A 19,914-nucleotide genomic window follows, 5' to 3' on the forward strand; every position below is an offset into this window, starting at 1 on the left:
TCAGGCTCCGGTGGTCGCGTGGTGGCGGGTGAGGGCGTCGGTGACGTCGCGCAGCGTACGCATGACGGCGAGGTCGTGCTCGGTGAAGTGGGCGAGGTCCACTTCGGTCTCCTCGCACACCTCGGTGAGGAAGAGGACCTTGTTGAGGGAGGTCAGGCCGTAGGCGGCGACCATGTCGGCGTCGAGGTCGATGTCCTCGGGCTCGACCTCGGGGATCAGGACGAGGGACAACTGGGCGCGGGCGGCCTCTTCTACGAGCTGGGTGTCAGGCATGGATTCCGGCCTCCTGGTCGTGCAGCGGGGTGTGGTGGGCGGCCGCGATGGCGGGCCGTTTGGGCTTGTACTGGGAGGTCAGCAGGCCGTTGTCGATGCTGAACGGCGGATCGGCGACGAGGACACGGCTGATCCGCTCGTCGGCGCCGGTGGCGGCGTTGACGGCGGCGAGGCGGGCCGCGATGGCGGCGCGGTCGGCGGGCAGCGCGGCCGGCGACACCACGGCGACGAGGTCGGTCTGGGTGGGGCTGAACAGGACGCATTCGGCGACGGCCGGGTCGGCCCGCATCAGTTCCTCGATGGGCCGGACGATGACCTTCTTGCCGTTGTCGAGGACGATGACGTCGTCGGCGCGGCCCCGCACGAACAGGTAGCCGTCCTCGTCGAGCCGGCCGAGGTCGCCGGTGCGGACGGTTCCTTCGGCGTCGAACACTTTCTCCGAGTCGCCGGGGCGGGCGTACGCGTAGTGGTTGTTGACGGGGTGGGTGCTGCGGACGCTGATGACGCCGTCCTCGCCGATCAGCACCTCCTTGCCGCGCACCACCCGGCCGACGCTGCCCTCCCGGTGGGCGCCGGGGTGGTTCTTGGTGACGATGCAGGTCTCGTTGAGGCCGTAGCCCTCGAAGAGGGGCAGGCCGACGTCGGTGAAGAAGCGGAGCACGGCCGGGGAGGCGGGGGCGGAGCCGGTCCACAGGTAGCGGATCCGGTCGCCGAACAGGGCCCGGGCGGCCCGGCGCGGGTCCTGGCCGGTGGAGCGGCGCAGCCGGCCCTCGATCTGCCGGCGGGCGCTCTCGTAGAAGGCCGGTACGCCCATGACGACGGTGGGACGGACGCGGCGCAGGGTGGCGAAGGCGGCCTCGTAGGTGGTGAGGGTGACGTCGTGGCCGTGCAGCAGCGCGGAGTACACCCAGTAGCGCTGTTGGAGCAGGGAGAGCGGGAGGAAGACGAACAGGTCGTCGCCGGGGCCGTGCGCGAAGATCTCCTGGACGGCGGTGAGGGAACTGTCGATGCTGCCGGCGGTGGCGCCGAGGCCCTTGGGGACGCCGGTGCTGCCGGAGGTGAACTTGATGGTGGTGACGTCGCGGAACCCCCAGTGGACGGGGGGCAGGGGCCGGTCCGGGGCGCCGTCGGGCTCGGTCAGGCCGAGGATCGGGTCGGTGCCGAGGACGCCGGGCGGCCACGGGGCGGGCTGCTCGGCGGACGGTTGGGCGGGGCGGTCGGCGGACGGTTCGGCGGGCCCGGCCGGGGCGGCCCGGTCGGTGTACAGCAGGCGCAGGCCGTAGCGGTCCATCAGCTCGGCGGACGGGGTGAACTTGCCGGGCTCCAGGCCGGCCGTCTGCGCCCCGAGGCGCAGCGCGGCCAGGTCGAGCAGGACCCACTCCAGGCTGTTCGCGGCGAGGATCCCGATGCGGTCGCCGGGGCCGATGCCGTGGGCGTCGCGCAGGTGGTGGGCGAGGCGGCCGGAGCGTTCGTACAGCTCCCGCAGCTCGATCGTGCGGGTGCCGTCGAGGCGGGCGACGGAGATCCTGCCGGCGGCGGGCGGCCCGCCGACGATCCGCCGGATCGTGTCGGGCCCGGCGCCCGGTGCGCCGCCGGGCGCGGGGCGTACGGGCGCCGGTGAGGGCGCCGCGCCGGTCATCGGGGCACCTCCGGGCGCAGCACGGCGGCCATGGCGCGGACGGTGTCGACCTCGGCGAACCGGTCGAGGGTGAGGGTGACGCCGAACCGTTTGCGGGCCGCGGTCAGGATCCGGGCCGCCGCGATGGAGTCGCCGCCGAGGGAGGCGAGGGTGTCGAGGGCGCCGACGTCCGGGCGCCGCAGGACGGTGGACCAGATGTCGCAGAGCACCTTCTCGGCCTGGCTGGCGGGGGCGCTGCCACCCGCCTGCGGGGCGGGGGCCGTCGGGTCCTCGGCGCCGAGCGCGGCCAGCTTCGTACGGTCGACCTTGCCGTTCTTCGTCAGCGGGAGCGAGCCGTGCCAGAGCACCGCCGCGGGCAGCATGTAGTCCGGCAGGTCGGCGCGCAGCGCCCGACGGACCTCGTCGAGGTGCGGGCGGTGGGAGCCGGCGGGGACGAGGTGGGCGACGAGCCGGTTGCCGTGGGCGGCGACGACGGCCCGGGTGACGTCGGCCAGGGCGGCGAGCCGGGTCTCGACCTCGCCGGCCTCGATGCGATATCCGTTGATCTTGATCTGGAAGTCGCTGCGGCCGAGGATCTGGATGTTCCCGTCGGGCAGGTACCGGCCGAGGTCGCCGGTGCGGTAGAGGCGTTCGCCGCGCACGTCGTCGGTGAAGAACCGTTCGGCGGTGCGCTGTTCGTCGCCCCAGTAGCCGCGGGCGAGGCCGGTGCCGGCGGCGACGATCTCCCCGGTGACCCAGTCGGGTGCGTCGAGGCCGTCCCGGTCCAGGACGTAGGCGCGGTTGTTGGCGTTGGGCCGCCCGTACGGGATGGACTCGCTGCCGTCCTCGTCCTCGCCGACGGGGTGCAGGATGTTCCAGATGGTCGTCTCGGTGGGGCCACCGAGGGAGACCACCTCCAGGCCGGGCGTCATCACGCGCAGGGCGGCGGGCAGTTCGGGCGGGATCCGGTCGCCGCTCATCATGACGAGGCGCAGGGCGGGCGGCGGCGAGCCGTCGGTGCGGGCCTGCTCGTGGAGCAGGCCGGCGATGGCGGGGACGGAGTTCCACACGCTGACGCCGTGCTGTCGGCACAGGTCGAGCCAGTGGGCGGTGTCGACGGCCTTGTCCTGGTCGGGCATGACGAGGGCCGCGCCCGCCGACAGGGCGCCGAAGACGTCCCAGACGGAGAGGTCGAAGTTGAAGGCGCTGATGGCGAAGAAGCGGTCGTCGGGGGTGATGCGGAAGCGGGTGTGGCAGTCGGCGACGACGTTGGTGACGTTGCGGTGGGTGACCATGACGCCCTTGGGGGCTCCGGTGGTGCCGGAGGTGTAGAGGACGTACGCGAGGTCGTCGGGGTGGGAGCCGGGCAGCCGGTCGGGGACCTCGGCGCGGCCGGTGGCCGGGCCGGTGAGGTCGAGGGTGTGCAGGGAGGCGCGGAGTCCGGTGTCGGGCGCGGTGGTGTCGGTGAGCACGCACCGCACCCGGCCGTCGGCGAGCATGTAGTCCTGCCGGGCGGCGGGCAGGCCCGCGTCGACGGGCAGGTAGGCGGCTCCGGCGAGGACGGTGGCGAGGATGCCGATGATCTGCTCGGGTCCGCGCCGCATGACGAGGCCGACGAGTTCGCCCCGGCCCACCCCGTGGGCGCGCAGCCAAGCGGCGGCGGTGGCGGCCCGGTGCAGGAGTTCGCCGTAGCCGACGGTCCGGTCGGCGGTGAGGATCGCGGGCGCCCCGGGGGTGCGGGCGGCCCGCGCCACGATGGCGTCGCCGAGCATCTCGTCGGGCAGGGCGACGGCCGTGTCGTTCGCGGCGAGCCGGCGGGCGCGTTGCGCGGGCGGCAGCAGGTCGAAGCCGTGGCGCTGCCAGGCCGGCGCGTCGACGAGGGTTTCGAGGAGCGTGGTGTAGCCGTGCGCCAGGTCGTCGAGGAGGCCCTCGCAGAACAGTTCGTCGAGTCCGTCGAGTTGGACGACGAGCCCGCCGTGCTGCTCCATGGCGAAGGCGTTCAGCCATACCTGGGGGGTCTGGCTGACGGAGAAGACCTCCTTGCCGAACAGTTCCAGGGCCGAGCCGTCGACCTCGCTGCTGACGTGCCCGATGGCGCTGTTGAAGGTGTACGGCATGCGGGCGCCGGCCAGTCCGCCGCGCCGGCGGGCCAGTTCCCTGAGGACCTCGATGCCGGAGAAGTGGCGGTGGTCCATGTCGGTGTGCAGCTGTTGTTGGAGGGCGCGGGCACGTTCGGCGAAGGTCAGGCTCCGGTCGGTGGCGGCCTCGACGAGGAGGGTGTCGGAGAACGGTCCGATGGCCTCGAAGATCCGGGGGTGGATCGGCGGCCGGTTGGCGACGGTGGTGGTGAGCGTGAAGCGTTCGCCGGCGCCCCAGGTGGCGAGGGTTTCGGCGTACGCGGCGAGCAGCAGGGCGGAGGGGGTCAGTCCGGCCTCGGCGGCCCGCTCCTTGAGCGCGGTCCAGGCCGTACGGTCCAGCCGGACGGAGCGTTGGGTGAACCGCGAGCCGGACAGGGCGGCGGGGCTGGTGCGCAGGGGCAGGTCGGGGTGGGGGGCGAGGTCGTCGGCGCGGGCCGTCCAGTAGTCGCGGGAGCGGCGGGCGGGGGCCCGGTCGCGGGCGGCTTCGAGGGCGGCGACGTAGTCCTCGAAGGGGAGTTCGTCGCAGGGGACCTCCTCGGGGGCGTCGGCGGCGGGGCTGCGGTAGGCGTGCCACCAGGCGCGGAAGAACAGGAACATGCTGATCCCGTCCATCACGAGGCCGTCGTGGCCGACGTGCAGGACCATCCGGTCGTCGGCGAGGAGGGTGACGTCGGCGGTGAGCAGTGGGGCCTGGTCGGCGGGCAGTACCTGGTGGGAGCGCATCTCGCGGAGTTCGGCGCGGATGAGTTCCTGTTGGCGGGGGGTGTGGGCGCGCAGGTCGAGGACGCCGATGCGCGGTCCGTGGTCGCCGTGTTCGGTGACCTGCCGGTCCGCGGACAGGAAGCGCGAGCGCAGGGCGCTGTGCGCGGCGACGACGCCGGCGAGGGCGCTCCGGAGTCGGTCGACGTCCCAGTGGCCCTCGATCTCGTGGAAGACGTGGCTGGCGACGTCCCCCACCTCGAAGACTCCGCTGCGGCCCGCGTAGTAGCCGCGTTGGAGGGGGGTGAGGGGGAAGCCGGGGCCGTGCTCGGCCTCCCGGGCGAGGTGGGCGACGAGGGCGGGCTTGGCCGCCTTGAGGCGGGCGATGAACTCGGGGTCCATCCGGTCGCGGTTGCCCTGGATGCGCAGGTCGCCGTCGGTGAGGGTGACGGACAGCCCGCGTCGGCCCATTTCGCGCAGCAGTTGGAGGTGGTTCATCGGGGCTCTCCCGAGGTCAGGGCGGCGACGGCGGCGGGTTCGGCGCGTTCGGCGATGACGGCGGCGAGTTCGGTGAGGGTGCCGCCGTGCAGGAGTTCGTCCATGGACAGGTCGACGTCGAGGGCGTCGAGGATCTGGTACTGGACGGTGACGGCCTGGAGGGATCCGGCGGCGAGCTGGGTCAGGGTGCGGTCGGCGATCGGCTCGTCGTCGCCGAGGCGCAGGACGGTACGGGCGATCCGGGTGAGCCAGGGCGTCAGGGCGGGTTCGGCGGCCTGTTCGGCAGCGGGTTCGGCAGCCGGTTCGGCATCGGGCGACGGCCGGAAGAACACGGCGTCGGCGAGGTCGACGGCGCTGCCGGGGGTGAGGAGTTCGACGGTACGGGGCCAGGTGCTCGGAGCGTCCTGGCCGAGGGCGGCGGCCAGCCGGCCGGCGAAGCGGGGCATGACGGGGGCGGCGGCGTGCGCGAGGAGTCGGGCGGCCGCCAGTTCCAGGGCGACGGCGGTGCGGTTCTCCGCCTCCCATCCCGGGGTGTCGGTGAGGAGGCCTTCGGCGCGGCCGAAACGGAGGGTGTCGCGGACGATGCCGTCGAGTTCGGCGGCGGCCTGGTTGAGGGAGAACGCGTCGTTCTCCAGGGCCGCGGTGACGGCGCCGAGGCGGGTCCCGAGCCGGGCGAGGAACGCGGAGTGCTCGGGCGTCCAGTTGCCGGCGTCGGGGGCGCGGCCTCCGTGGTGCTTGGCGACGCGGGCGCCGAGGTCGGTGAGCCAGTGCTGCCAGGCGCCGATGAGGGTGTCGTTCAGGGCGGCCTCGTAGGCGACGCGCGTGTAGTCGGTGCGCAGGCCCTCGGGGCGGGTGGCGGCGAGGAAGTAGCGGACGGCGTCGACGGTGTCGGGGCCGAGGACGTCCTTGCCCCAGATGGCGTGCCGCCTGCTGGTGGAGAACTTGGCGCCTTCGAGGAGGTAGAACTCGTTGACGTGGTAGTCGATGTCGGGGTTCCAGCCGGGGAAGGCGAGCCGGTACAGGACCGGGTAGAGCACCGAGTGGTAGAAGCTGTTGTCGTAGCCGAAGAAGTGGACGATCTTCCAGTCGGGCGCCGGCTCGGCGGCCCGCCAGGACCGGCCGAGGCGGGCGCCCAGGGACTGGATGCCGTGCAGGAACCCGTAGCTCATCTCGGGCCAGACCCAGATGACCTGGCCCTCGGTGGCCGGCTCGCGGGGTTCCACGCCCCAGTCGGAGGGGTGGGTCAGCGGGATGTCCACGCGGGGGCGGCGGAAGAGGCGGTCGGCGAGCTCGCGGAGCCGGGCGGGGACGCGGCCGGTGCGGTGGTGGGCGCGGACCTCGGTGGCGAAGGTGTGCAGCGGCAGGGTCCAGCGGGCGGTCGCGGCGGTGCGGGGCGCGGCGGTGGAGACGGTGGAGCGCGGGTCGGTGAGGTCGGTGACGGTGTTGGGTTCGCCGCACTCCTCGCAGATGTTCCCGTTGGTCGGGTGGGAGCAGCCGGGGCAGCCGCCCTTGACGTCGGCCTCGTAGAGGTACTGGCCGGTCGTGGCGTCGTGCAGGGCGTCCTGTTCGGTGACGGCGACCTCGCCGGAGGCGACGACGCGGCCGAAGAAGTCCTGGAGGCCCTCGCGGTAGCCGGGGTCCTGGTCGGTGACCGTGTACTGGTCGAGGGGGATGTCCATCAGCCGCAGGGTTTCGGCGATCTCGGCGCTGTAGTGCGCGGCGGTCTCGGCGGGGGTGCGGCCGTCGGCGCGGGCGGCGCCGAGGACGTAGCTCTGGTAGTCGTCGCTGCCGGTGAGGTGGTAGGCCTCGGCGCCGTTCATCCGCTGGTAGCGGGTGAAGGCGTCGGCGCCGAGGTAGGGGCCGCCGAGGTGGCCGAGGTGCAGGTCCCCGTTGGGGGTGGGCGGGGTGGAGAAGACGAAGACGGGCCGGTCGCCGAAGCCCTTGCGGGCGGGGTTCGCGGCGGAGGTCGCGGCCCGTTCGGCGTCGCGCCAGTACTGGGTGAAGAAGACGAGGTCGCCGGCGTCGGGGCCGCCGGTGTTCTCCAGGACGTGGGACTCGAACGGTTCGAAGAGGACGACGGTGCCGGGGGCGGCCGGGTGGCGTTCGCCGTCGATGACGAACTCCCCCTGCCCGGCGGTGATCACGAACAGTTCGGTCTCGTCGTGGCGGTGGTGGTCGGTGGCCCGGCCGGGTGCGATCCGGCCCCAGCCGGCGGGTGTGCCGAGGCCCTCCACACCGCTCATGTCGATGCCGAACGCCTGCTCCAGGACGTCGGCGTCATAACTGGCGATGATCATGTCGTGGCCTTTCGCGGGGACGGGCGGGACGGAAGGGACGCGGGCGGCGGCAGGGACGGGATCAGGTCGGCGGCGCGGGCGGCGAGCGCCGGCGCGAGGCGGTAGCCGGAGCCGCCGGCCGCGCCCGCGAACAGGAGCCGGCCGTAGGGGTCCAGCGGGGTGACGACCGGGGTGCCGGCGGCCCCGTACGCGTCGCAGAAGACCCGGCCCGACCGGCAGTGCGCGGCCAGGCCCGGGGCGTAGCGGGTGAGCAGGGCGCGGGCGTCGCGCAGGTGGCCGGCGGTGAGGGCGGGGTCGACGGTGTCGGGGTCGACGTCCCACTCCTGGCAGGTGTAGCTGAACAGCCAGTGGCCCCGGTGGTGCAGGGGCAGCAGGAAGGCGTCCTCGGTGTGCAGGACCACGGCCCGGTCGCCGGGGGCGCAGGGGACGTCGATGTGCAGGGCGACGATCTTCTTGACGCGGGCGCCGAGGGGCGCGACGAGCTCCCGCCAGGCGGGCGCGGCGAGCCAGGGCCCGGGGGCGAGGACGACGTGGTCGGCGTCGAGGGAAGCGCCGCCGGTCAGGGTCAGGCGGGTGCCGCCGGGGCCGGAGGCCAGCGCGGTGACCTCGACGCCCTCCCGGAAGGTGACGGCGGGGCGCAGGTCGGCGGCGAGGCGCTGGGTCAGGGCGTGGACGTCGGCGTACTGGCAGCCGTCGCCCTCCCAGGCGCCGTGACCCCGGGGCAGGGCGGGGACGACGGCCGGCAGTTCGGCGGTCCAGCGGAGCTTGGCCTCGGGGAGGTGGACCTCGCGCAGGTGCTCCTCGGCCCGTTCGGGTGCGATCACCGTCATCCCGAGCGGGTGGATGGGCAGGTCGGGGCGGGCGGTGCGGAGGTCCTCGTAGAAGCGCTGGCTCTCGGCGGCGAGGGTGCGGACGGTTTCGTTCGCGCCGCGCGGGAAGTGCAGTCCGGCGGACCGGCGGGTGGCGCCGCAGCCGGTCATGTCGCGGTCGAGGACGGTGACGGTGGCGCGGGGGTCCCGGGCGAGGACTTCACGGGCGATGAGGACGCCGAGTATCCCGGCGCCGACGACGGCCACGTCGGTACGGGCGCGTGCGGGCCCGCCGGGGGACGCGGCGGGCGCGGGGGACGCGGCGCCCGTCGCGGGTATGCCGGGTTCGGCGGCGCGTTCGGCGCCGCGGTCGGCGGGCATCAGGCGCTCCACCGTTCGTCCTGGGGCGCCTTGGAGGACCACTCGATGAAGGAGGACAGTTGCTCGTCGCCGCGTACGCCGCACAGCCGGTCGGCGATGCGCCGGCTGCGCCAGGCGTTGAGGCTGAGGTTGGGGTCGGCCAGTCCGCGCTGGCCGCGGACGCCGTTCTGGACGAAGACGCGGCGGTCGGCGGGGCCGTCCCAGCGGACGGCGTAGTCCTCGTCGACGCGCAGTTCGTCGCCCTCGCGTTCCAGGCGGTCGGCGAGGGGGGCGAGGAAGTCCATGGCGGCGGGCCGGTAGCCGGTGGCCCAGACGACGATGTCCGCCTCGAACTTCTCCACGGAGTCGGGCTCGCCGGTGTGGCGGGCGCCGACCTCCCAGCCGCCGAACGGGCCGGGGCTGACGTCGAAGACCTCGCGGCTCGGGTGCAGGGCGACCAGGTCCTCGTTGCCCTCGACGAACCGGTGGACGTAGATGCTCTGGTAGATCTCCCGCAGGGTGGATTCGGAGATGCCGTCGCTGGTCAGGAGGTTGCGGGAGTTCATGGCCTCGCGGCGTTCGCGGGGCAGTCCGTAGAAGTAGTCGGCGTGGCTGGGCATGTAGTAGTCGTTGGTGAAGGGCGAGTCGTCGATGGGGAGGTAGTTCGGCCGCCGGGAGATCCACGAGACGCGGCGGGGCAGTTCCCAGCCGCTGCGGGAGATCAGGTCGAGGAAGGCCTCGGCGCCGGACTGGCCGCCGCCGACGACGACGACCCGCTTGCCGCCGACGTCGCGGGCCGAGCCCAGGTAGTCGGCGACGTGGAACTGGGTGGGGCCGAGGAGGTCCGCCCCCTGCGGCGGCACCCAGGGCCGGCTGCCGACTCCGACGACGACGTTGTCCGCGGTGACCGTGCGGCGGTCGGTGTCGACGGTGAACACCTGGCGGTCGTCGTCGAAGGCGACCGCGCGCACGCCCTCGCCGAAGACGACGTTCTCGTTGCGGCGGCCGGCCCACGCCAGGTAGTTGCGGAACTCCAGGCGCGGCACGTCGTCGAACTGGGCGTTGAGGAAGTGGTAGACGCGGCCCTTGGCGTGCAGGTACGCCAGGAACGAGAAGGGGCTGGCCGGGTCTGCGAGGCTGACCAGGTCCTTGAACTGGGAGACCTGGAGGGTGGTGCCCGGGATCTGCTGGCCGTCGTGCCAGCCGAAGGACTCCTTGCGGTCGAGGAAGAGATTGGGTACGTCCGGCCTGCCGTGCAGCAGCGACGCCAGACTCAGGTTGGCCGGGCCCACGCCGACGCCGAGGCAGCGGACGTGCCTGGTGCCGGGCCGGAAGCTCTCGTGCCCCATGATCGGAACCTCTCGTTCGAATCGGTGATCAGCAGGTGGGTGCAGGGGGGAGGGTGGCGACACCGGGCCTACGCGGCCGGGCGGGTGCGGACGGCGATCAGGCCGAACAGGGTGGCGAGCAGGGAGGCGGCGCCGACCAGCGGCCAGACCAGCGAGCCGAACTGGAGGAAGAGCCAGGTGCCGGCCATCGGGCCGAGGGCGGAGCCCAGGCCGAAGACGAACTGGAAGCTGCCGATGTAGCGGGAACGCAGCGCCTCGGGACCGGCGTTGGCCGGGTAGGCGAAGACGGCGGGGCCGCCGAGGATCTCGCCCAGGGACCAGACGAGCGTGCCGATGACGATGGCCGCCGGCCCGATCGGCAGTCCGTAGCAGGCGACGCCGGCGCCGACGAGGGCGAAGCCCAGGCCGATGGTGATCTTCATGGGCCAGCGCTGCGAGACCTTGGTGACCAGCAGCTCGAAGGCGATGACGATGACGCCGTTGAGCGCGACGGCGAAGGTGTACCAGAACAGCGCCATCCGGGCTTCCGCCATGTAGAGCGGCAGGGTGGACAGGTACTGCATGTAGACGGCGGAGTGGAAGAACGCCGCGACGAGGTAGAGCAGGTAGCGGCGGTCGCGCAGGACCGCGCCGTAACCGCCGGTCCCCACGGGGACCCTCGCTCGCCCGGCGCCCGGCGCGGACTTCGTCCGGGCGGGCAGGGTGGCGCGGGCCACCAGCGCGAAGGCCAGGGCGAGGGCGGCCTCGCCCCAGAACAGCAGCGTGTACGTCCGGCCGCCCGCGTGGTAGAGCGCGTAGCCGAGCAGGGGCGCGGCGGTCGCTCCGACGTTGAGTCCGAAGCGGTACATCGCGAAGATCATGATCTGCCGGTCGCCGTCGGTCCGTTCGGCGAGGAGGGTGGCCGACGCCGGCCGGAACAGTTGGGCGCCCAGACTGACGAGGGCGATCGCGGCGAGCAGCGGCAGGAAGCCGGGCAGGTACAGCAGGGCGGCGGTGAGCACGGCGGTGCTGCTCATGGACAGGACGGTGGCGCCGCGGATGCCGAGCCGGTCGGCGAGGGTCCCGCCGACGAGCGAGCCGACGACGGCCCCCGCCCCGTACACGCCCAGCGCGATGACGGTGCGGCCCTTGGAGTGGCCCTCGGCGGTGAGGAAGAGGACCAGGAAGACGTGCAGGAAGCCGCCGAGCCGGTTGACGAGCACCCCGGCCAGTACGGTCTTCACCGCGCTCGGGGCCTCCTTGAAGGTGATCCACACCCCGGGGGCCGGGGCCGGCGCAGCGGCTTCCCGTTCCGTTTCGGCGGGCCGGACGTCAGTGCTCATCGGGGTCCTCCGGGTCGACGACGACGGTGACGGCGGCCCGGACGGCCCGTTCCAGGGCGTCGAGCCCGTCCGGGGTGGGCGCGTCGATCAGGAAGGTCACCGCCCGGTCGTCGGAGCAGGCGAGCGGCTGGAGCCGGGCGCCGGCCTCCTTCAGGACGAGCAGGGCGCGCAGCGCGGGCCCGTCGCCGGGCTCGCCGGGCGCGCACTCGGGCCAGGTGCCGGCCTCGCCGACCCACTGGGGACGTACGCCGGGCCAGTCGAGGGTCACGTCGGCGAGGCAGCCCGCCTCGTGCTCCAGGTAGACCTGGCGGGTGAAGCGGCGCGGCGGCGGGTAGCCGGCGCCCTCTCCGAGGGCGATCCGGACGATCTCGGGCTCCAGGGGCTGCCCGGTGGCCAGGTGGTAGAGGGCGACGAGGCCGTCCCCGGGGGTGCGGGCGGCGACCTCCATCAGGCGGGGTTCGCCGTCCTCGCCGATGCGCCACTCGGCGTGGGCGATCCCGTCGCGGAAGCCGAGCACCGCCAGCATCCGGCGGTTGGCCGCCAGCAGGACCTCGTCCTCGCCGGTGCGGGCGTTGGGGACGGAGTGGGCCAGCTCGACGAAGGTCCGGTCCCCGGACTCGGTGGTCTCCTTGCGGGTCACCGAGGTGAAGAGCGGTTCGCCGTGCTGGACCAGCGACTCGACCGAGTACTCCTGGCCGGTCACCTTCTCCTCGATCATCAGCGTCTCGTGCTCGGGGTACTGCGGCAGCAGGGCGTGCAGTTCGGCGGCGTCCGCGACGGCGACGACGCCCGAACTGGAGTGCCGGGTGGCGGGCTTGGCGACGACCGGGTAGCGCAGGGCGGTCAGGTCGGCGTCCTCGCGGGCGCCGGGCGGCAGGACGAGGGTGGCGGGGCTGAACTCCTCCAGGTACCAGCGCTGGAGGTACTTGCTGCGGCACACCCGGGTGGCGCGCAGGCCCGGTCCGGGCAGGCCCAGGGCGTCGCACAGCAGGCCGGTCTGCTCGACGAGGGTCTCGCCGACGGCGTACGCGCCGCGCACGGTGTAGCGGTCGCGCCAGGCGCGGGCGGCGGCGACGAAGCCGGGGGTGAAGGAGCCGTCGAGGTCGAGGGAGCCGTCGACGTAGGCGATCTCGTCGATCAGGGACGCCGGGTGCTCGGGGTCCTTGCGGGCCCGACGGACGGCGTCGCGGTTGGTGTCGGGGGTGATGAGCAGGATCCGCAGGCCGCGGGCGGCGAGTTCCTCCAGGTAGCGGGGGTTGCGGCAGACGACGCGGAAGGCTCCGGTGAGGACGAACGCCTCGGGCAGTGCGGGGGTTTCGGGGAGGCGGACGGGCTGCGTCATGCCGGGACTCCTGACGGGGTGGTGGTTTCTTCGAGGGCGCCGCCCAGGCCGTGGGCGCCGAGGAAGGCGAGCCAGCGGCCGGTGTCGCCGGGCGCGGCGGCGCGGTTGAGTCCGGCGGGGAGGGCGCCGGCCAGGATCCGGGTGACGCCGTAGGCCACGGGGAGGCAGACGCAGCGGGCCATCGCGGATTCCTCGGCGTCGCCGGTCAGGTCGAGCAGGTGGGAGCCGCGCCAGGACGGGCCCGCCGGGGTGCGCAGTTCGAGTGCGACGGACAGCACGACGCGGTCGCGGTCGGCGGGGGTGGTGGGGTACCGGGCGGCGAGCGAGCCGGCCAGGGCCCGGACGGCCCGCTGGTCCCCGGTGGAGACGGTGTCGAAGACCTCCTTCCAGGCGGTGTGCCACCCGGCGTTGCGCAGGGTGCCGCGGACGAAGGTGTCGAGCCGCCAGTGGTCCGGCATGCCGTACTGGGCGACGAAGGGGAGGCTGTCGCGGTTCGGGTAGGCCTCGAACTCCTCGCCCGCCAGGGTCAGGGAGCGGGTGGCCTCCCAGGGCCGCGGGACGGTGCTCTCGGCGCCGGCCTCGATGTGCCGGGCCGGGGACCCGAGGGCGGCGAGGACCCCGTACGGGGCCCAGCTGAAGCGGTAGCGGAAGGGGTTGGGGACCGCCGGTACGCCTCCGCAGTAGGAGGTGAACACGGCGGTCGCGGGTATCTCCCCGAGGGCCGCGCGGCCCCGTGCCACCAGGTCGTGGGCCAGCAGGTGGTCGATGCCGGGGTCGAGTCCGGCCTCGGTGAGCACGACGGTACGGGTGCGGTCGGCGGCCTCCCCGGCCAGTGCGGCGAGTTCCGGGGAGACGTAGCTGGTGCAGGCGAAGTGGGCGGCCTTGTCGGTGGCGAGGCGCAGCAGCTCGGCGTGTTCACCGGCCGGGAGCATGGAGACGAGGACGTCGCCGGGGCCCACCCCGGCCGCCAGGGCGGCCGGGGTGAACGCGCGGACCTCGGCGCGGCCCGCCAGGCCGAGGGCGGCGAGGCGGGCGGCGCCGCGCTCGGCGGTGCGGTCCCACAGGACCACCCGTCGGGCGCGTTCGCAGACGAGGGAGAGGCCGGAGCGGCCGGTGGACAGGCCGGTGCCTATCCAGTGGACGGTGCCGGACGCCGCGGCCGCGGCGGGCGCGGCGGTCGCGGGTTGGTCAGCGGACAAGGGGATCCTCCTGGGCTCGGACGGCCGTCCGGTAGGTGTGCAGGGCGCGCTCCCAGACGTCGTCGGCCGGGGCGGCCAGGCGCAGGAGCTGGGGGGCGAGTTCGGCGGAGAACGCGGTGGCGGCCTCGACGGGCAGGAGCGAGGGCAGGTTGTCGATGGCGATCAGGTCGAGGGGCCGCTCCGGGCCGGCGCGCAGGGCGCGGACGGGCTCCGTCCAGGTGGTGGTCTCGTCGTAGACCGGCAGGACGTTGCAGTCGGAGGTGACGTCGCAGGTGACGTCGGAGACGAGGGAGAGCCGGCGGCGGGGGTCGTCGAGGTCGGCCTTGGTCAGGAACGGCGGTACGGGCGTGGTGGTCAGGACGGTGTTGACCATCAGGTCGTGGCCGAGGAGGGCGGCGCGGTCGAGGTCGTGGGTCTCGGCCAGGTCCCAGCGGGTCGGGTCCAGGCCGGCGGTGGTCAGCGCGTCGCACGCGCCGCGGCCGCTGCGGCCGAGCGCGCCGATCACGAGGGCGGTGGTGGGGTCGCCGGGGGTGGCTCCGGAGGCGAGCAGGGCGTCCAGGGCGGGCCGGTCCGTCGGGCGCAGCGGGGTCGTGAGGGCGCCGCGGTGGTGCAGGACGGCGAGGGCGGCGCCGACGTACCCGGCCCAGTAGCCGAACGCGGCCACGCGGCGGCCGGCTCCGTCGGTGAGGTACTCCATGTCGAGGAGGGCGCCGCCGCCGGCGGTGAAGCGGGCGAGCAGTTCGCGGGCTCCGGACTGGCCCTTGTAGGCGTGGCCGAAGTAGATGTGCCGGTGGCGCAGGGCGGGCGCGTCGGGTCCGGCGGGCAGTTCCTTGAGGCCGAGGACGTAGGCGTCGTCGGGGGCCTGCTCGTGCCAGGAGGCGGTCGGGGCGGTGGCGCAGCCGGCGGCGGCGTAGTCGGCGAGCGGGAACACCCGCTGGTCCGACTCCTCGACGGTGATGCGGATGCCCTCGGCCACCAGGCGGCCGGCGTCCTCGGGGGTGAGGGGGGCGCGGCGTTCGGTGGCACGGGCCTCGTGCCGCATCCAGAGGTGAATGGTGTCCGACATGTTGCTGTTTGTCCTGTCTGAAGGCATGGAGGTGACCGACTCCCGGCCTTGATCGCGGTCACGGGGGCGGCGTCGTCCTGGGGGGAGGAGTACCTGCGCGCTAGAGGAGCGGGATCCGGGCGTTCGCCAGAGGGCGGTAGGCGGGGGTCGCGGTGGTGCTCAAGCCTGCCGTGCGGAGTTCGGTGACGACCGCGCCGGCGAGGGCCACGGCGAGCTCCTCCCCCGGGCAGCGGTGGGCCGCCGCGCCGAAGGTGAAGACCGCCGGATTCACCCGGCCGGGCGACAGGGCGTCGGGGTCCGGGTTGACCGCCGGGTCCCGGTTGGCGGCTGCCAGCACCACCAGCACCTGCTGTCCGGGCTCCACTTCGGACCCGGCGTGGACGAAGGATCGGGCGGCGAACCGGCGGGTGTTCTGGATCGGGGCGTCGTGCCGGACCACCTCGCGCACGAGCGCTTCGACGGCCCCCGGGGTGTCCGGCGCGGCGGCGCCCCGGGCCAGGGCGACCAGGGTGTTGCCGATCAGGCCGGCGGTGGCGTCGTAGGTCTGCGACAGGAAGCCGACGGCGTTGGAGAGCAGGGGTGCAAGGTGCGGCCAGGAGTGCCGGTCGGCGGCGTTCACCAGCTCGAACAGCAACCCGGACGCGGGGGCGTCGCCCGCCCGCGCCGACCGGCCGGCGCGGGCCCCCTCCAGCGGCGGGGTGAGCAGTTCGCGCAGCCGGGCGGCAGCCGTGGCGGCGGCCCGCTGCTGGGCGGGGGTCGCGGAGGCGGGGATGCACTGGACGAAGTCGCCGATCGCGCGGGCCGCCTCCCGACCCGCCCCCTCCGTCAGCCCGGCGAGCTCGGCGACCACCCGGGCCGGGACCCCGAACATCAGCTCCTCGTACGGGACTTCGCCGCCCGCCGCCAGCACCTCGCGGGTGTGTCGGGCCGCCGATCGGGCCGCGCGGGCGGTGTCGGCGCGGGCCAGCGCCTCGGCCACCACCGCCTTCAGGCGGGCCGCGACCGGACCGTCCGTCATGCGCACCAGGTCCCCGAAGACCTCGCCGGCGGGAGTCCCGACGATCCCGGCGGGGACCGGCTCGGCCGGCGGCCGGACCCGCAGCGCCTCGCTGCCCAACACCGCCCGCACCGCGGCCGCGTCGGCGGCGACCCAGGCCCCGAGCGCCTCGTCGCGGGCGAAGGGACGCTCGGCCACCAGGTGCGCGTAGAAGGGGTAGGGGTCCGGGAGGCTCACCGCTTCGACCGGGCTGACGGGACGGGCGGGGCTGACGGGACGGGCGGTACTGGCCCGGGGGCTCGTGGTGCTCACTGCCGACTCCTTGCTGAACGGGTGGTACGGGTCAGGCGGTTGGTACGGACGGCGCCGCCGGAGCGGGCACCGGGTCAGGCGGCGGCGCGGGCCGCCCGACGCATGTCGAGGGAGCCCGCGATGGCCATCCTCAGCACCTCGGAGGTGCCCTCGTAGATGCGCAGCGACCGGACCTGCCGGTAGAGCCGCTCGGTGACGCCGCCCTGCACGATGCCCGCCGCGCCGAGCAGTTGCACGGCGGAGTCGACGACGCCCTGGGCGGCCTCGGTGGCGTGCACCTTGGCGATGTTGGAGTGCCGGGCGAACCGGCGGCTGCCCCGGTCGGTCTCCCACGCGGCGCGCGCCACCAGCAGCGCGGCCGCGTTCAGCTGCACCTCCATGTCGGCGAGCGAGGCCTTGACCAACTGGAGGTCGAAGAGGGTGGCCCCGTACGCCTCCCGGCCCAGCACGTGGGCGAGGGCGGTGTCGAAGGCCCGCCGGGCGAAGCCGAGGGCCGCCGCGCCGACGGTGGTGCGGAACCGCTCCAGCAGGTCCACCGCGATCACGAAGCCCTTGCCCGGCCGGCCCAGGAGCGCGTCGGCGGGCAACCGGCACTGCTCGAAGGAGAGGTGGGCGAAGGATCTCGGGGCGATGGCGTCGATCCGTTCGACCCGTAGCCCGGGGGTGTCCGCGGGCACCAGGAAGGCGGACAGTCCCAGTGGTCCGGGTCCCTGCCCGGTGCGGGCGATGACCACGAACACGTCGGCGATGGTCCCGTTGGCGATCCACGCCTTGCGGCCGTCGAGCACGTACGAGCCGTCCTCGGCGCGCACCGCCTCCAGTCCGACCGAGGCGACGTCCGAGCCCGCTTCCTTCTCGGAGACCGCGAACGCCCCGATCAGGGTGCCGTCGGCCATCCCGGGCAGGTAGCGGCGGCGCTGCGCCTCGCTGCCGAAGCGCAGCAGCGGGGTCGCGGCGAGCGCCTGGATGGAGAAGGCGAAGTCGGCGAGGTCCTCGGCGTAGGCGAGGGCCTCGCGGCGCAGGCACACCGCGCGGAAGTCGTTGACGGGGGCGCCGCGCGGGTCCAGCTCGGAGAGCCAACCGGCCGCGCCGAGGGCGCGCACGAGGCGGCGTCCGGCGGCGTCGGGGTCCAGGGCGCGGATCTCCTCCCACAGCACCCGGTTGCTGTCGCACCAGGCTCCGGCCGACTCGGCGAGCCGGCGGTGGGAGTCCTCGTAGAAGGGCAGGGCGAGGACCTCGGGGTCGAAACTCGTCGTCAGTTCCATGGCGAGGCTCCTCAGATGACCAGGTCGGCGGGGGTCCGGGCGGTGTTCTCGGCTGCGGCAGCGGCTGCGGTGGTCGCCTCGGCGCGGACGCGCTTCACCAGGCCGTGCTCGACGAAGTGCGCGAAGGAGGCGTAGCCCCGCCAGATCCGGCGCCACGCGCCCTGGACGGCCTCCTCCCCGGAGGCGGTGCGCACGTCGTCGAGGAAGGCCACGATGATCTCGGCGGACTGGCGGGCGTGGCCGGCCGAGAAGTTGTCGATGGACAGGTGGGCCTCTTCGTAGGAGATGTCGAGGCCGTGCCGGCGCAGTTTCTGGATCTCGTGCAGCCGCATCGCGCCGAGGCCGAACATCTCGATGCCCAGGTTGTAGCCGAGGATCTCGTGGTAGAGGGTGTCGGGGAACAGCGACAGGCAGATCTGGTGGATCGAGAAGCCGTACAGGTGGTCCGGCAGGTCCCCCTGCTGGAGGAAGGCTTCCTGCCGGATGTGCGGCAGGTCCATGTCCATGCTGGCCAGCACCTTGTGGATGATCGTGATGTGGTTCTTCGCCATGTCGCCGCGACCCATCTCGTCGGCGTAGATGGAGAAGAGCATGTCGTCGCCGCGCCGGTGCCGGCGGCCGAGGTTGCCGACGCGGTGGGCCCAGGTGCCGTCGATGAGGCTGCCCAGGGCGTACGTGGACTGCTCGAAGACGACCTCGTCGCGCGGGGGGATCTCGGTGAGCGGCTCGTACGGGTCCACGAGCTTGTCCCGGTAGATCCGTTCGACCCGCTCCATCAGGGCTTCGGGCGTGTAGTCGAAGTACGAGGCGTCGGTGAGCACTCCCCCGGCGCCGTGCGCGAACAGCAGCTCGGCGTCGGTGAGTCCGGCCTCGGCGCGGGCCCGGGCGGCCGGCAGCACGTTCGGGTGGCGCTCGAAGTTGACGAGGCGGTGGAAGAAGCGGCGGTGGTCGTGGGTGGGGTCGGGCTCGCGCACCACCAGGTCGGCGGGTTCGACCGAGGCCAGGCGTCCGCTCCAGGCGCGGGCGGGCTCGTCCCCGGCGGTGAGCGGTACGAGGTCGGCGCCCGCGGGTTCGCCGGCGGCGACGGACCGGGCCCAGGCCGCGAAGACGGCCGCTTCGCGCTCGTCGAAGATGCCGAACATGGGGCCGCCGAACTTGATGGACTTCAGGAACCGGCAGGGTCCGCCGTCGCGGCCGGGCCGCAACTGGCGGGCGGTGCGGAACTCCCGGACGAAGGCGGCCGGGTCGAGCTGCCCGTCGTCGAGCCAGTCGGTCAGCTTGCGGGTGCCGAGGCGGACGGCGCGGTGCTGGCGGCCCGCGTGCGGGGCGTGCCGCTGCACGATCAGGGCCACCTTGGCGTCGAGGGAGAGCCCTTCGTGCCAGGCGGCGAGCTCGGCGAGGGCCGCGGTGTGCTCGCGTTCCAGGCGGACGACGAGGCGTACGGCCGCGAGGGCGCGGCGGCGGTCCTCGGCGCCGGTCGGCGACTGCGCGGCGAGGGCCAGGTACTCGGCGAGGACGGGGCGTACGTCGCTCTCGGCGAGCATCGGCTCGCCGCCGATCAGGAGTTCGTCGAGGCCCAGGGCGTGGGTGGCGTAGTGCACGCCGACGACCTCGGGGAGGAAGGAGGCGGGCAGTCGGGACAGGGCCACGTGGAAGGCCGCGTGCAGGGCGGTGAGGGGACGCGCCCCGGCCGCGTCGAGGAAGGCGGCGGCCTCGACGGCGGGCAGGAACACCCCGTGCCCGGCGAGCGCCCGCCGGCGGCGGCCCAGCAGGCCGGCCTCGGCGGTGCCCTCGCCCTGGAGCAGCCAGTGCTGGCCGAAGAGGCGGCCGACGATCTCGGCGGGCTGGGTCGCGGCCTGCGAGACGGTGTCGAGCCAGCAGCCGCCGATCAGGGTGAGCGGGGCGCGCTGGCGCAGCACGGCGGCGCGGACCTCGGGGTCGGGGTGCTCGCGCAACGGGGCCAGTACGGCGGCGAGTTCGGCGCGGGCGGCGCCGACGTACGCGGCGACCGCGTCGGCGTCGGCCGGCTCGGGGAGGGGGTCGTCGGCCGCGGGGTCGCCCTCGGGGGCGAGGAACGCGGCGAGGACGCGACGGGCGGCGAGCAGGGCGGCCTCGCCCTCCTGGTCGGCGAGCAGCCGGCGGAAGAGGTCGGCGGGCGGGGCGGCGGCGATGAGGGCCGCTTCGGCGGCGCCGGCCGGGGAGGCCTCGAAGGGGCCGGCGGGCAGCGAGGTGGTGAGGTCGGGCAGCGGGAAGGCGGGCGCGAAGGAGCTGCGGGCCAGGTCGAGGAAGCTGTCGTCGGCGGGGGCGCTCCCGGTGTCGGCGAGGGCGGCCCTGCCGGTGGTCGCGTCGGCCGTGGTGTCGGCGGTCATG

The 19,914-nt window shown here is 74.3% G+C and carries 13 protein-coding genes; all 13 read right to left on the reverse strand.

Annotation, left to right across the window (positions count from 1 at the left end; genetic code table 11):
* Positions 1-273: an acyl carrier protein gene (locus tag ACFY0I_RS37115; protein ID WP_388904056.1), complete on the reverse strand. Its 273-nt coding sequence runs from the start codon at positions 271-273 to the stop codon at positions 1-3.
* Positions 266-1,912: an AMP-binding protein gene (locus ACFY0I_RS37120; protein ID WP_388904057.1), complete on the reverse strand. Its 1,647-nt coding sequence runs from the start codon at positions 1,910-1,912 to the stop codon at positions 266-268. The genes ACFY0I_RS37115 and ACFY0I_RS37120 overlap by 8 nt, the downstream gene beginning before the upstream one ends.
* Positions 1,909-5,226, reverse strand: a complete 3,318-nt coding sequence (locus ACFY0I_RS37125) for an amino acid adenylation domain-containing protein (RefSeq protein WP_388904058.1) — start codon at positions 5,224-5,226, stop codon at positions 1,909-1,911. Before ACFY0I_RS37125 ends, ACFY0I_RS37120 begins: the two co-directional genes overlap by 4 nt.
* Complete coding sequence (locus ACFY0I_RS37130; RefSeq protein ID WP_388904059.1) at positions 5,223-7,523, reverse strand: class I tRNA ligase family protein; 2,301 nt, start codon at positions 7,521-7,523, stop codon at positions 5,223-5,225. Before ACFY0I_RS37130 ends, ACFY0I_RS37125 begins: the two co-directional genes overlap by 4 nt.
* Complete coding sequence (locus tag ACFY0I_RS37135) at positions 7,520-8,713, reverse strand: NAD(P)/FAD-dependent oxidoreductase (RefSeq protein WP_388904060.1); 1,194 nt, start codon at positions 8,711-8,713, stop codon at positions 7,520-7,522. Before ACFY0I_RS37135 ends, ACFY0I_RS37130 begins: the two co-directional genes overlap by 4 nt.
* Entirely contained in the window at positions 8,713-10,041 is a 1,329-nt protein-coding gene (locus tag ACFY0I_RS37140; protein ID WP_388904061.1) for a lysine N(6)-hydroxylase/L-ornithine N(5)-oxygenase family protein, read from the reverse strand. The genes ACFY0I_RS37135 and ACFY0I_RS37140 overlap by 1 nt, the downstream gene beginning before the upstream one ends.
* A 68-nt stretch (positions 10,042-10,109) precedes the next feature.
* Complete coding sequence (locus ACFY0I_RS37145; protein WP_388904062.1) at positions 10,110-11,363, reverse strand: MFS transporter; 1,254 nt, start codon at positions 11,361-11,363, stop codon at positions 10,110-10,112.
* Positions 11,353-12,705 (reverse strand): acetyl-CoA carboxylase biotin carboxylase subunit family protein, encoded by a 1,353-nt coding sequence (locus ACFY0I_RS37150; protein WP_388904063.1) that lies wholly within the window; start codon positions 12,703-12,705, stop codon positions 11,353-11,355. Before ACFY0I_RS37150 ends, ACFY0I_RS37145 begins: the two co-directional genes overlap by 11 nt.
* Positions 12,702-13,904: a saccharopine dehydrogenase C-terminal domain-containing protein gene (locus ACFY0I_RS37155; RefSeq protein ID WP_388904065.1), complete on the reverse strand. Its 1,203-nt coding sequence runs from the start codon at positions 13,902-13,904 to the stop codon at positions 12,702-12,704. Before ACFY0I_RS37155 ends, ACFY0I_RS37150 begins: the two co-directional genes overlap by 4 nt.
* Positions 13,894-14,970, reverse strand: a complete 1,077-nt coding sequence (locus tag ACFY0I_RS37160) for a saccharopine dehydrogenase (RefSeq protein WP_388904066.1) — start codon at positions 14,968-14,970, stop codon at positions 13,894-13,896. The genes ACFY0I_RS37155 and ACFY0I_RS37160 overlap by 11 nt, the downstream gene beginning before the upstream one ends.
* A gap of 100 nt (positions 14,971-15,070) precedes the next feature.
* On the reverse strand, positions 15,071-16,279 hold the full coding sequence (locus ACFY0I_RS37165; RefSeq protein ID WP_388904067.1) for a cytochrome P450: 1,209 nt from the start codon (positions 16,277-16,279) through the stop codon (positions 15,071-15,073).
* A gap of 74 nt (positions 16,280-16,353) precedes the next feature.
* The gene (locus ACFY0I_RS37170; protein WP_388904068.1) at positions 16,354-17,544 is read right to left on the reverse strand and encodes an acyl-CoA dehydrogenase family protein; all 1,191 of its coding nucleotides are present in this window, start codon (positions 17,542-17,544) and stop codon (positions 16,354-16,356) included.
* Positions 17,545-17,555: 11 nt separating this feature from the next.
* Complete coding sequence (locus tag ACFY0I_RS37175; RefSeq protein ID WP_388904070.1) at positions 17,556-19,913, reverse strand: iron-containing redox enzyme family protein; 2,358 nt, start codon at positions 19,911-19,913, stop codon at positions 17,556-17,558.
* Between the last annotated feature and the right edge of the window lies 1 nt (position 19,914).

The organism is Streptomyces sp. NPDC001568 (genome assembly GCF_042893755.1).
Classification (GTDB): Bacteria; Actinomycetota; Actinomycetes; order Streptomycetales; family Streptomycetaceae; genus Streptomyces.

Bases quoted from the DNA above. Each gene is read 5' to 3' on its own strand.
- ACFY0I_RS37125 (WP_388904058.1), bottom strand. From the start codon at position 5,226: ATGAACCACCTCCAACTGCTGCGCGAAATGGGCCGACGCGGGCTGTCC.
- ACFY0I_RS37160 (WP_388904066.1), bottom strand. From the start codon at position 14,970: ATGTCGGACACCATTCACCTCTGGATGCGGCACGAGGCCCGTGCCACC.
- ACFY0I_RS37120 (WP_388904057.1), bottom strand. From the start codon at position 1,912: ATGACCGGCGCGGCGCCCTCACCGGCGCCCGTACGCCCCGCGCCCGGC.
- ACFY0I_RS37115 (WP_388904056.1), bottom strand. From the start codon at position 273: ATGCCTGACACCCAGCTCGTAGAAGAGGCCGCCCGCGCCCAGTTGTCC.
- ACFY0I_RS37150 (WP_388904063.1), bottom strand. From the start codon at position 12,705: ATGACGCAGCCCGTCCGCCTCCCCGAAACCCCCGCACTGCCCGAGGCG.
- ACFY0I_RS37175 (WP_388904070.1), bottom strand. From the start codon at position 19,913: ATGACCGCCGACACCACGGCCGACGCGACCACCGGCAGGGCCGCCCTC.
- ACFY0I_RS37130 (WP_388904059.1), bottom strand. From the start codon at position 7,523: ATGATCATCGCCAGTTATGACGCCGACGTCCTGGAGCAGGCGTTCGGC.
- ACFY0I_RS37145 (WP_388904062.1), bottom strand. From the start codon at position 11,363: ATGAGCACTGACGTCCGGCCCGCCGAAACGGAACGGGAAGCCGCTGCG.
- ACFY0I_RS37170 (WP_388904068.1), bottom strand. From the start codon at position 17,544: ATGGAACTGACGACGAGTTTCGACCCCGAGGTCCTCGCCCTGCCCTTC.
- ACFY0I_RS37140 (WP_388904061.1), bottom strand. From the start codon at position 10,041: ATGGGGCACGAGAGCTTCCGGCCCGGCACCAGGCACGTCCGCTGCCTC.
- ACFY0I_RS37135 (WP_388904060.1), bottom strand. From the start codon at position 8,713: ATGCCCGCCGACCGCGGCGCCGAACGCGCCGCCGAACCCGGCATACCC.